At 60.6% G+C, this 12,342-nt stretch carries 8 protein-coding genes; 6 read left to right on the top strand and 2 right to left on the bottom strand.

Annotation, left to right across the window (positions count from 1 at the left end; all coding sequences use genetic code 11):
- Positions 1 to 36 precede the first annotated feature (36 nt).
- Positions 37 to 882, bottom strand: coding sequence for an arabinose operon transcriptional regulator AraC (gene araC, locus AFK65_RS03470; protein ID WP_004386427.1), 846 nt, complete (start codon positions 880 to 882; stop codon positions 37 to 39).
- Positions 883 to 1,221: 339 nt separating this feature from the next.
- On the opposite strand from araC, the gene araB reads away from it, so the two are divergent.
- The 6 genes from araB to rluA all read left to right on the top strand — a co-directional run bounded on the left by araB (position 1,222) and on the right by rluA (position 11,430).
- A complete protein-coding gene (gene araB, locus AFK65_RS03465; RefSeq protein WP_038858056.1) occupies positions 1,222 to 2,934 on the top strand; it encodes a ribulokinase in 1,713 nt (570 codons plus the stop codon).
- A 10-nt stretch (positions 2,935 to 2,944) separates the two neighbouring features.
- Positions 2,945 to 4,447, top strand: a complete 1,503-nt coding sequence (gene araA, locus AFK65_RS03460) for an L-arabinose isomerase (RefSeq protein ID WP_032804272.1) — start codon at positions 2,945 to 2,947, stop codon at positions 4,445 to 4,447.
- Positions 4,448 to 4,531: 84 nt separating this feature from the next.
- Positions 4,532 to 5,227, top strand: a complete 696-nt coding sequence (gene araD / locus AFK65_RS03455) for an L-ribulose-5-phosphate 4-epimerase (protein ID WP_007704544.1) — start codon at positions 4,532 to 4,534, stop codon at positions 5,225 to 5,227.
- Positions 5,228 to 5,360: 133 nt separating this feature from the next.
- A complete protein-coding gene (gene polB / locus AFK65_RS03450; RefSeq protein WP_007704541.1) occupies positions 5,361 to 7,721 on the top strand; it encodes a DNA polymerase II in 2,361 nt (786 codons plus the stop codon).
- Positions 7,722 to 7,854: 133 nt separating this feature from the next.
- Entirely contained in the window at positions 7,855 to 10,761 is a 2,907-nt protein-coding gene (gene rapA / locus AFK65_RS03445) for an RNA polymerase-associated protein RapA (RefSeq protein ID WP_007703958.1), read from the top strand.
- A gap of 12 nt (positions 10,762 to 10,773) precedes the next feature.
- The gene (gene rluA, locus AFK65_RS03440; protein WP_007703939.1) at positions 10,774 to 11,430 is read left to right on the top strand and encodes a bifunctional tRNA pseudouridine(32) synthase/23S rRNA pseudouridine(746) synthase RluA; all 657 of its coding nucleotides are present in this window, start codon (positions 10,774 to 10,776) and stop codon (positions 11,428 to 11,430) included.
- A 69-nt stretch (positions 11,431 to 11,499) separates the two neighbouring features.
- Here rluA and djlA read toward each other — a convergent pair whose 3' ends face one another.
- A complete protein-coding gene (gene djlA / locus AFK65_RS03435; protein ID WP_032804270.1) occupies positions 11,500 to 12,312 on the bottom strand; it encodes a co-chaperone DjlA in 813 nt (270 codons plus the stop codon).
- Positions 12,313 to 12,342: the final 30 nt, after the last annotated feature.

Below are 12,342 nucleotides of genomic sequence, written 5' to 3'. Positions count from 1 at the left end.
TTACTTTACCGGGCATGACACGAAACCCACGTTGCGTTATTCGCACCCGGCGCGGAATTCACTCGGGCTCGCCCCGGTGCACTTCTTAAACACCCGCGAGAAATAGAGCTGATCTTCAAAACCCACGTTGCGCCCGACGCTCGCTATCGGCATACGTGTAGTGCTGAGCAGAAGCTTCGCCTGGCTGATGCGCTGATCTTCGCGCCAGCTCAGCACGCTGACGCCCAACTGCTGGCGGAAGAGATGCGACAGGCGCGACGGCGACAGACAGACGTGCTGCGCGACGCTTGCGATATCAAAATGGCTGTCGGCCAGGTGATCGCTGATGTACTGGCAGGCGTCGCGCACGCGGCTGTCGAGCGGCGCTTTCAGCGATTCGCTAATCGCCTCGACGCGGCGCAGCAGCAGCTGCTCCAGCAGGTTTATCGCCAGCAGCTCGGCATAACGCCCCGGCCCCTGGGCGGCGTCGATAATCGCCTGAAACAGCGAAGAAAACTGTTCGTGATGCGCCTCATCCGGGCGGTAAAAACCGGTATTGGCGAAAATGGCGGGCCAGTTCAGCCACTCATGCCAGTAGGCGCGCGGGCGGAAATAGACCCACTGGTGATACCACTCTTTGGCCTCCGGGTTGCGGCCATAGTGGTGCACTTCGCCCGGCGGAAACAGCAGCATATCGCCGGGGCGGCAGAGATATTCTTTACCCTGATTTTTCACCACCCCTTCGCCGCGCACCGTCAGGTTGAGAATATAACCTTTCATGCCGAGCGGCCGGTCGATGAAAAAATCGAGCCAGCCATCGGCCTCAATCGGCGTCAGTCCGGCCACGAGATGGGCGTTGAACGAGTAACCAGGCAGCAGAGGATCGTTTTGCGTTTCAGCCATTTTCACGGCGCTCCGAAGCGAGAGTGAAGAAACCATTTGTCCATATCGTTATTTTCGCCAGCGGCGGCAGGCGCCTGAGCGCCCGGCAGAACAGCGGCGGCGGCTTAAGCCCGCTTTATTACAGAAAATAACCTGTATTGCCTTCGCTGTCAGGCTTTTTAATCCATAACCGAAGTGTCTATAAGCGCGGCAGAAATGTCCACATCGAATATTTGCGTGGCGTCACAAATTCTCGCTTCACAGCATTTTCGTCCATAAGTTCAGCGGATCCACCCTGACCCTTTTGATGGGGTAAAACTAATGTTCTCTCCATGTTTGTTTATCGCATGGAGTATGAAGATGGCTATTGCGCTGGGACTCGATTTTGGCAGCGACTCGGTTCGGGCTTTGGCGGTGGACTGCACCACCGGCGCCGAGCTTGCCACCAGCGTGGAGTGGTATCCACGCTGGCAGGAAGGGCGCTATTGCGACGCGGCCCGTAACCAGTTCCGCCATCATCCGCGGGATTACATTGAATCAATGGAAGCGGCGTTAAAAACCGTGCTGGCGGAGCTCTCGCCAGAGCAGCGCGCCGCCGTGGTCGGCATCGGCGTTGACAGCACCGGCTCCACGCCCGCCCCGATTGACGCCGACGGCAACGTGCTGGCGCTTAACCCGGAGTTCGCGGACAACCCCAACGCGATGTTCGTGCTGTGGAAAGATCACACCTCGGTGGAAGAAGCGGAAGCAATCACCCGCCTGTGCCATACGCCTGGCAAAACGGACTATTCGCGCTACATCGGCGGGATTTACTCCAGCGAATGGTTCTGGGCCAAGATCCTGCATGTGACGCGCCAGGATAGCGCCGTGGCGCAGGCCGCCGCCTCGTGGATTGAGCTGTGCGACTGGGTGCCCGCCCTGCTCTCCGGCACCACCCGCCCGGCGGATATTCGCCGCGGCCGTTGCAGCGCCGGTCATAAATCGCTGTGGCATGAAAGCTGGAGCGGCCTGCCGCCGGCAAGCTTCTTCGATGAGCTTGATCCGCTGATTAACCAGCATCTCGACTACCCGATGTTCACCGACACTTTCACCGCCGACATCCCGGTGGGCAACCTGTGCGCCGACTGGGCGCAGCGCCTCGGTCTGCCGGAGAGCGTGGTGATTTCCGGCGGCGCGTTTGACTGCCATATGGGCGCGGTCGGCGCAGGCGCGCAGCCGAACACGCTGGTGAAAGTGATCGGCACCTCCACTTGCGACATCCTGGTAGCGGAGAAAGCGGACGTCGGCGAGCGCGCCGTGAAAGGTATTTGTGGTCAGGTGGATGGCAGCGTGGTGCCGGATTTCATCGGCCTCGAAGCCGGACAATCCGCCTTCGGCGATATCTACGCCTGGTTCGGCCGTCTGCTCGGCTGGCCGCTGGATACGCTCGCGAAGCAGCACCCGGAACTGAAACCGCAGATTGAAGCCAGCAAAAAACAGCTGCTGCCTGCGCTTACGGAAGCCTGGGCGAAAAACCCGTCGCTCGATCATCTGCCGGTGATCCTTGACTGGTTTAACGGCCGCCGCACGCCGTTCGCCAACCAGCGTCTGAAAGGCGTCATTACCGATCTCAACCTCGCCACCGACGCGCCGCTGCTGTTCGGCGGGCTTATCGCCGCCACCGCCTTTGGCGCGCGCGCCATTCAGGAGTGCTTTGTCGATCAGGGCATCGCGGTGAATAACGTGATGGCGCTCGGCGGCATCGCCCGTAAAAACCCGGTGATCATGCAGGTCTGCTGCGACGTGCTGAACCGCCCGCTGCAAATCGTCGCCTCCGATCAGTGCTGCGCGCTGGGCGCGGCGATTTTCGCCGCGGTCGCCGCAGGCGCGCATGCCGATATCCCGCAGGCGCAGCAGGCGATGGCAAGCCGAATTGAAAGCACGCTACAACCGCAGACGGAGAGCGCCGCGCGCTTCGAACAACTCTACCGCCGCTTCCAGCAATGGTCGCAAAGCGCGGAACAACACTATCTCCCTTCAGCCGCTACCCCGCAGTCTGCCGAGCGCGCAGGCCAGGCGGCCCTGACACATTAAGGACACGATGATGACAATTTTCGATCAGTATGAAGTGTGGTTTGTGATTGGCAGCCAGCACCTTTACGGCCCTGAAACGCTGCGTCAGGTCAACCAGCATGCCGAACAGGTGGTGAACGCGCTGAACGCTGAAGCGAAGCTGCCGTGCAAACTGGTGTTAAAGCCGCTCGGCACTACGCCAGACGAGATCACCGCCATTTGCCGCGACGCCAACTATGACGATAAATGCGCGGGTCTGGTGGTCTGGCTGCATACGTTCTCGCCGGCCAAGATGTGGATCAACGGTCTTTCCATCCTTAATAAACCGCTGCTGCAATTCCACACCCAGTTCAACGCGCAGATCCCGTGGGGCAGCATCGACATGGACTTTATGAACCTGAACCAGACCGCGCACGGCGGCCGCGAGTTCGGCTTTATCGGCGCGCGTATGCGTCTACAACACAGCGTGGTGACCGGCCACTGGCAGGACAAACAGTCTCAGGGGCGTCTTGGCGCGTGGATGCGTCAGGCGGTATCGAAACAGGATACTCGTCACCTGAAAGTGGCGCGCTTTGGCGACAACATGCGTGAAGTCGCCGTGACCGAAGGGGATAAAGTCGCCGCGCAGATCAAGTTCGGCTTCTCGGTCAACACCTGGGGCGTGGGCGATCTGGTGGCGGTGGTTAACGACGTCAGCGAAGGCGATATCAACGCGCTGGTGGACGAATATGAAAGCAGCTACCGCCTGACCCCTGCCGCGCAAATTAACGGCGACAAGCGCCAGAACGTCCTCGACGCCGCGCGCATCGAACTTGGCATGAAGCGCTTCCTGGAGGATGGCGGTTTCCACGCCTTCACCACCACGTTTGAAGATTTACACGGACTGAAACAGTTGCCGGGCCTCGCGGTACAGCGTCTGATGCAGCAGGGCTACGGGTTTGCGGGCGAAGGCGACTGGAAAACCGCCGCGCTGCTGCGCATCATGAAAGTGATGTCGACTGGCCTTGAAGGCGGCACCTCCTTTATGGAGGACTACACCTACAACTTCGAGAACGGCAACGACATGGTGCTCGGCTCCCATATGCTGGAAGTCTGCCCGACCATCGCCACGCCGGAAAAACCGATCCTCGACGTGCAGTACCTCGGCATCGGCGGTAAAGCCGATCCGGCGCGCCTGATCTTCTCCACCACCACCGGCCCTGCCGTGAACGCGAGCCTTATCGATCTGGGCGATCGCTTCCGCCTGCTGGTGAACTGCGTCGACGCGGTGGAAACCCCGCACTCTCTGCCGAAGCTGCCGGTGGCCAACGCGCTGTGGAAAGCGCAGCCGGATCTGCCGACCGCGTCTGAAGCCTGGATCCTGGCCGGCGGCGCGCACCACACCGTCTTCAGCCAGGCGCTGACGCTCGACGATATGCGCCTGTTCGCGGAGATGCATGACCTTGAACTCGCCGTGATCGACAACGAGACCCGCCTGCCCGCGTTTAAAGACGCGCTGCGCTGGAACGAAGTCTACTACGGCTTCAAACGTTAAACCCGGGAGCCCGGTGGCGCGTCACTTATCGGGCCTGTGTTTCGCAGGCTCGCTTGCGACGCGCCATCCGGCGTGGAGAGAGGTATGTTAGAAGAACTCAAGCGTCAGGTGCTGGAAGCCAATCTGGCGCTGCCAAAGCATAATCTGGTGACGCTCACCTGGGGCAACGTGAGCGCCGTTGACCGCGAGCGCGGCGTGTTTGTTATCAAGCCCTCGGGCGTCGATTACAGCGTGATGACCGCAGAAGATATGGTGGTGGTCAGCATCGAGACCGGCGAGGTGGTGGAAGGCACGAAAAAGCCGTCGTCCGATACGCCCACGCATCGCCTGCTCTACCAGCAGTTCCCGACGATCGGCGGCATTGTGCATACCCATTCGCGCCACGCCACTATCTGGGCGCAGGCGGGGCTGCCGATCCCGGCGACCGGCACCACGCATGCCGACTACTTTTACGGTGAGATCCCCTGCACCCGCAAAATGACGGATGACGAGATCAACGGCGCGTATGAGTGGGAAACCGGCGTGGTGATCGCCGAAACGTTCCGCCAGCGCGATATCGATCCGGCCCAGATGCCGGGCGTGCTGGTGCACTCCCACGGCCCGTTCGCCTGGGGTAAAGATGCGGTGGATGCGGTGCATAACGCGATCGTGCTGGAAGAAGTGGCCTATATGGGGATCTTCTGCCGCCAGCTCGCCCCGGAGCTGCCGCAGATGCAACAGACGTTGCTGGATAAACATTATCTGCGCAAACACGGCGCGAAAGCGTATTACGGGCAGTAAACCGCGCCCGGTGGCGCGACGCTTACCGGGCTTGCGGGCAAGCTACAGTGCCACCGCGCACCTGTATAAAACCCCAGCAAAACAGACGCAACCAGGCTATAATCACGCCTGGTTTTTTACGTGAGTACGCCGCGTGTCTGAAGCGCATCAGGGGTTTATTTTAAGCCGTCACTGGCGGGATACACCGCAGGGAACGGAGATCGAATTCTGGCTCGCGACGGATGCCGGGCCGCTGCGGGTTTGCCTGCCGCCGCAGGAGTCCGTCGCGTTTATACCCGAAGCGGAACGCGCGCGCGCCGAAAGCCTGCTTGCGCAGGAGAATGACGCGCGCTTCGCGGCGCTTTCACTGAAAGATTTTCAGCGTCAGGCAGTGTGCGGCCTTTACTGCCGCTCGCACCGCCAGCTGATGCGGCTTGAAAAGCTGCTTCGCGAAAACGGCGTCACGGTCTATGAGGCGGATATTCGCCCGCCGGAACGCTTCCTGATGGAGCGCTTTATCACCGCGCCTGTGTGGGCCAGCGGCGAGCGTCAGGGCGAGCGGCTGATTAACGCACGCCTGAAAGCAAACCCGCACTATCGCCCGCCGCTTAAATGGGTGTCGCTCGATATCGAAACCAACCGCCACGGCGAGCTTTACTGCATCGGCCTTGAAGGTTGCGGCTCGCGCGTGGTCTACATGCTCGGGCCGGAAAACGGCGACGCCCGCGGTCTTGATTTCGAACTGGAATATGTCGCAAGCCGCCCGCAGCTGATTGAAAAACTCAACGCCTGGTTTGCAAAGCATGACCCGGACGTGCTGATCGGCTGGAACGTTATCCAGTTCGATCTGCGGATGCTACAAAAACATGCCGGGCGCTACGGCGTGCCCTTGCGGCTTGGACGCGGCAACAGCGAGCTGGAGTGGCGCGAGCACGGTTTTAAAAACGGCGTCTTTTTCGCGCAGGCCGCCGGGCGCTTAATAATCGACGGCATCGAAGCGCTGAAATCCGCCTTCTGGAATTTTTCGTCGTTTTCGCTGGAGGCGGTATCGCAGGAGCTGCTGGGCGAAGGTAAAGCCATCGACAACCCGTGGCAGCGCATGGATGAAATCGACCGGCGCTTCGCGGAGGATAAACCCGCGCTCGCCACCTACAACCTGAAAGACTGCGAGCTGGTGACCCGCATCTTCCATAAAACGGAGATCATGCCGTTTCTGCTGGAGCGCGCCACGGTGAATGGCCTGCCGGTGGATCGCCACGGCGGCTCGGTCGCGGCGTTCAGCCACCTCTATTTTCCGCGTATGCACCGCGCGGGCTTTGTCGCGCCAAATCTCGGCGCGGTGCCGCCGCAGGCGAGCCCCGGCGGCTATGTGATGGATTCGCAGCCCGGCCTGTATGACTCGGTGCTGGTGCTGGATTATAAAAGCCTTTATCCGTCGATTATCCGCACCTTTTTAATCGATCCGGTGGGCCTGGTGGAAGGACTGGGCGCGCCGGAACCCGCAGCGAGCGTGGAAGGCTTTATCGGCGCCTGGTTTTCGCGCGAGACGCACTGCCTGCCGGAGATCGTCACGCAGATCTGGCAGGGGCGCGAAGAGGCCAAACGCCTCGGCAACAAACCGCTCTCCCAGGCGCTGAAAATCATCATGAACGCGCTTTACGGAGTGCTCGGCACCAGCGCGTGCCGGTTCTACGATCCGCGCCTCGCCTCCTCGATCACCATGCGCGGGCATGAGATCATGCGCCAGACCAAAGCGCTTATCGAGGCGCAGGGCTATACGGTGATTTACGGCGATACCGACTCCACGTTTGTCTGGCTTAAGCGGGCGCATAACGAAGAGGAAGCCGCAGAGATAGGCCAGCGACTTATTGCGCACGTCAACGCCTGGTGGCAGCGTCACCTGAAAGAGAGCATGGGTCTTGAGAGCGCGCTGGAGCTGGAGTACGAGACCCACTTCAGCCGCTTCCTGATGCCAACGATACGCGGCGCGGAGATGGGCAGTAAAAAGCGCTACGCCGGGCTGATTCAGGAAGGAGAGCGCCAGCGCATGGTGTTTAAAGGACTGGAGACCGTCCGCACCGACTGGACGCCGCTGGCGCAGCAGTTCCAGCAAAATCTCTACCTGCGCATTTTTCGCCGCGAGCCGTACCAGGATTACATTCGCGACACTATCGCGCGGCTGATGGCGGGCGAACTGGACGATCAACTGATCTACCGCAAACGCCTGCGCCGCCCGCTCAGCGAATACCAGCGCAACGTGCCGCCGCATGTTCGCGCGGCGCGGCTTGCCGATGAGCATAACGCGCGCCTCGGGCGTCCGGCGCAGTACCAGAATCGCGGCACGATCAAATATGTCTGGACGATGAACGGCCCGGAACCGGTGGATTATCAGCAGGGCGCGCCGGACTACGATCACTATTTAACGAAGCAGTTACAGCCCGTCGCGGACGGCATCCTGCCTTTCATGGAGGATGACTTTGCTACACTGATGACAGGGCAGATGGGGCTTTTTTGACGCGTGACGAACGTCCTGGCATCCAGTACCATAGCGCCCTTTTCACATCACCCTGATTGCGACACCCCGCCTGCGCGCAGGCGGGAGTCATACTATTGCCTGCACATTTGATAAGAGAATAGAGCCGATATATATGCCTTTTACACTTGGTCAACGCTGGATCAGCGATACGGAAAGCGAACTGGGACTGGGCACCGTGGTGGCGATCGACGCCCGCATGGTGACGCTGCTTTTCCCGGCTACCGGTGAAAATCGTCTGTATGCCCGAAATGACTCCCCGGTCACCCGCGTGATGTTCAACCCCGGCGATACCGTGACCAGCCATGAAGGCTGGCAGTTGAAAGTGGATGAAGTAAAGGAAGAAAACGGCTTACTTATTTATATCGGCACCCGTCTGGATACGCTTGAGGAAAATGTCACGCTGCGCGAAGTGTTCCTCGACAGCAAGCTGGTGTTCAGCAAACCGCAGGACCGCCTGTTCGCCGGTCAGATCGACCGTATGGACCGCTTCGCCCTGCGCTTTCGCGCCCGCAAATACCAGAGCGAACAGTACCGGATGCCGTGGAGCGGCCTGCGCGGCCAGCGCACCAACCTGATCCCGCACCAGCTCAATATCGCCAATGACGTGGGCCGCCGCCACGCGCCGCGCGTCCTGCTGGCCGATGAAGTGGGCCTCGGCAAAACCATCGAAGCCGGGATGATCATCCATCAGCAGCTGCTTGCAGGCGCGGCCGACCGCGTGCTGATTGTGGTGCCGGAAACGCTGCAACACCAGTGGCTGGTGGAGATGCTGCGCCGCTTCAACCTGCGCTTTTCGCTGTTTGACGACGAGCGTTACGCCGAAGCCCAGCATGAATCCGAGAACCCGTTCGATACCGAACAGCTGGTTATCTGCTCGCTGGATTTCGTGCGCCGCAACAAGCAGCGCCTTGAGCATCTGTGCGACGCCGAGTGGGATCTGCTGGTGGTGGATGAAGCCCATCACCTGGTCTGGAGCGAAGACGCCCCGAGCCGCGAATATCAGGCGATTGAACAGCTGGCCGAACGCGTGCCAGGCGTGCTGCTGCTGACCGCGACGCCGGAACAGCTCGGTATGGAGAGCCACTTCGCGCGTCTGCGTTTGCTGGACCCGAGCCGTTTCCACGATTTCGAACAGTTTGTCGAAGAACAGCAGAACTATCGCCCGGTGGCGGACGCCGTGGCGCTGCTGCTGGCGGGCACGCATCTGAGCGATGAACAGCTCAATACCTTAAGCGAGCTGATTGGCGAACAGGATATCGAGCCGCTGCTGCAAACCGCCAACAGCGATCGCGACGGCGCTGAAAGCGCGCGTCAGGAGCTGGTCTCCATGCTGATGGACCGCCACGGCACCAGCCGCGTGCTGTTCCGTAACACCCGCAACGGCGTGAAAGGCTTCCCGCCGCGCGAGCTGCACACCATTAAGCTGCCGCTGCCGACCCAGTACCAGACCGCCATTAAAGTCTCCGGCATCATGGGCGCGCGTAAGTCCGCCGAAGAGCGCGCGCGCGATATGCTCTACCCGGAGCAGATTTACCAGGAATTTGAAGGCGACAGCGGCACCTGGTGGAATTTCGATCCGCGCGTGGAGTGGCTGATGGGCTATCTGACCAGCCACCGCTCGCAGAAAGTGCTGGTGATCTGCGCTAAAGCGGCCACCGCGCTGCAACTGGAGCAGGTGCTGCGCGAGCGTGAAGGCATCCGCGCCGCCGTGTTCCACGAAGGCATGTCGATTATCGAGCGCGACCGCGCCGCAGCGTGGTTTGCCGAAGAGGATACCGGCGCGCAGGTTCTGCTGTGCTCGGAAATCGGCTCCGAGGGCCGTAACTTCCAGTTCGCCAGCCAGCTGGTGATGTTCGATCTGCCGTTCAACCCCGATCTGCTGGAGCAGCGTATCGGCCGTCTGGACCGTATCGGCCAGGCGCACGATATCCAGATCCATGTGCCGTACCTTGAGAAAACCGCGCAGTCGGTGCTGGTGCGCTGGTATCACGAAGGCCTGGACGCGTTTGAACACACCTGCCCTACCGGACGCGCGATTTACGACAGCGTCTGTGAGCAGCTGATTGGCTACCTGGCCGCCCCGGAGAACACCGAAGGCTTTGACGAGTTGATTCAGGCGTGCCGCAAACAGCACGATGAACTGAAAGCGCAGCTTGAGCAGGGCCGCGACCGCCTGCTGGAGATCCACTCCAACGGCGGCGAAAAAGCCCAGCAGCTGGCCGACGCCATCGCCGCACAGGATGACGATACGGGCCTGGTGAATTTCGCCATGAACCTGTTCGACATCGTGGGCATCAACCAGGACGACCGCGGCGAACATATGATTGTGCTGACGCCGTCCGATCACATGCTGGTGCCGGATTTCCCGGGCCTGCCGGAAGATGGCTGCACCATTACGTTTAACCGCGACGTGGCGCTGTCGCGCGAAGACGCGCAGTTCATTACCTGGGAGCACCCGCTTATCCGCAACGGTCTGGATCTGATCCTCTCCGGCGATACCGGCAGTTGCACCATTTCGCTGCTGAAAAACAAAGCCTTACCGGTTGGCACGCTGCTGCTGGAGCTGATTTACGTGGTCGAAGCCAAAGCGCCGAAGCAGTTGCAGCTTAACCGCTTCCTGCCGCCGACGCCGGTCCGCATGCTGCTGGATAAAAACGGCAATAACCTGGCAGGCCAGGTGGAGTTTGAAAGCTTCAACCGCCAGCTCAGCGCGGTGAACCGTCATACCGGCAGCAAGCTGGTGAACGCGGTCCAGCAGGAAGTCCATGCGATTCTGCAGGGCGGCGAAGCGCAGGTGGAGAAAGCGGCGCGCGAGCTTATCGACGCGGCGCGTCAGGAAGCCGACGATAAACTCTCCGCCGAGCTGTCGCGCCTCGAAGCGCTGCGCGCCGTGAACCCGAACATTCGCGACGACGAACTGGCGGCGATTGAACATAACCGTCAGCAGGTCCTGGAGAATCTTAACCAGGCGAGCTGGCGACTGGATGCGCTGCGTCTTATCGTAGTGACTCACCAGTAACCGGAGCGAGACATGCTGGACGCCTACAACCCGCCGCAAGACCCGTGGCTGCTCATCCTGTATCAGGATGAGCACATCATGGTGGTGAATAAACCCAGCGGTCTGCTCTCCGTGCCTGGTCGGCTTGAAGAGCATAAAGACAGCGTGATGACCCGCATTCAGCGCGATTTCCCGAATGCCGAGTCGGTGCATCGACTGGATATGGCCACCAGCGGGGTGATTGCGGTGGCGCTCACTAAAGCCGCCGAGCGGGAGCTTAAACGGCAGTTCCGCGAGCGCGAGCCGAAGAAGCATTACGTGGCGCGCGTCTGGGGACACCCGGAGAAAGCGCAGGGGGTTGTGGATTTACCGCTGATTTGCGACTGGCCGAACCGGCCGAAGCAGAAGGTCTGCTATGAAACCGGCAAGGCGGCGCAAACCGAGTATGAGGTGCTGGAGTACGCGGACGATAACACCGCCCGCGTGTTGCTCAGGCCGATCACCGGGCGTTCGCATCAGCTGCGCGTGCATATGATGGCGCTCGGCCACCCGATCCTGGGCGACAAGTTTTACGCCACACCTGAGGCGCTGGCCCGCGCGCCGCGTCTGCTGCTGCACGCTGAGCAACTGACGATTACGCATCCGTCCTACAGCACGCCGATGACGTTCCGGGCGCCAGCCGATTTCTGAACCGGCCCTTGCACACGCCATAAATAAAAGAGACGCAGACGCGTCTCTTTTTGTTTGTCTCAGGTTTCTTTAACGAAACCCTTTCGCCGTCTTGATCATGTCGTAAGCTTTCTGGATTTCCTGCGCCTTCTGCTGCGCCATTTGCATCATCTGCGGCGGAAGCCCTTTGGCGACCAGCTTGTCAGGGTGATGTTCACTCATCTGTTTACGGTAAGCGCGCTTGATGGTCGTGGCGTCGTCCGTCGTTTTCACGCCCAGCACGTTGCAGGCGTCTTCCAGCGTCGGCCCGCGCGAGGCTTGCTGCGTGTCGCCGTTGTGCCAGGATTGCTGGCCGCCGCCGAACTGCGCGCCGCCCTGCATCATGCGCAGAAACTGATCGAACTGCATGCGGGAAATCCCCAGCTCTTCGCCAATCACGTACAGCACGTCGCGCTCTTTCGGGTGCAGCGAACCGTCCGCAAACGCGGTCTGGATCTGAATTTCCAGAAACATCCTAATCAGATCAAAGCGGCCGAAGCAGACGCTGCGCAGCTGGCGCATTTTGTCGCGCAGCGGATAGTCATTCTCCTTGCCAACGCGAAACGCGTTGCGGGCCGCGTCTCGCGACGCGCCGTGCAGGTTCATGCGATCCATAAACTGCGTCGCCACCTGAATATCGGCTTCGGTGACACGACCTTTCGATTTGGTCAGGTGTCCCATCACTTCAAACGTGGTGGCGAAGAAGAGCGACTGACGTTCCTGCTGGCTGGTGAACCAGACGGTACGGCGGCTGCGCGCTTTGTCTATCATATGGCCTATCACCAGGCCGAGGATGACGCCCCAGACTCCACCGCCGACCAGCAGCCCGGTGAGCCCTCCAACCAGTTTTCCCCAATACTGCATATACTCCCCAAATGGTCATGCCGTCAGCCA

This window comes from Cronobacter universalis NCTC 9529 (assembly GCF_001277175.1).
GTDB lineage: Bacteria > Pseudomonadota > Gammaproteobacteria > Enterobacterales > Enterobacteriaceae > Cronobacter > Cronobacter universalis.
Note: the sequence above shows the minus strand (reverse complement) of the source record. Positions and strands in the feature narration are given on the sequence as shown.

Bases quoted from the DNA above. Each gene is read 5' to 3' on its own strand.
- araB (WP_038858056.1), top strand. From the start codon at position 1,222: ATGGCTATTGCGCTGGGACTCGATTTTGGCAGCGACTCGGTTCGGGCT.
- rluA (WP_007703939.1), top strand. From the start codon at position 10,774: ATGCTGGACGCCTACAACCCGCCGCAAGACCCGTGGCTGCTCATCCTG.
- rapA (WP_007703958.1), top strand. From the start codon at position 7,855: ATGCCTTTTACACTTGGTCAACGCTGGATCAGCGATACGGAAAGCGAA.
- araD (WP_007704544.1), top strand. From the start codon at position 4,532: ATGTTAGAAGAACTCAAGCGTCAGGTGCTGGAAGCCAATCTGGCGCTG.
- araA (WP_032804272.1), top strand. From the start codon at position 2,945: ATGACAATTTTCGATCAGTATGAAGTGTGGTTTGTGATTGGCAGCCAG.
- djlA (WP_032804270.1), bottom strand. From the start codon at position 12,312: ATGCAGTATTGGGGAAAACTGGTTGGAGGGCTCACCGGGCTGCTGGTC.
- araC (WP_004386427.1), bottom strand. From the start codon at position 882: ATGGCTGAAACGCAAAACGATCCTCTGCTGCCTGGTTACTCGTTCAAC.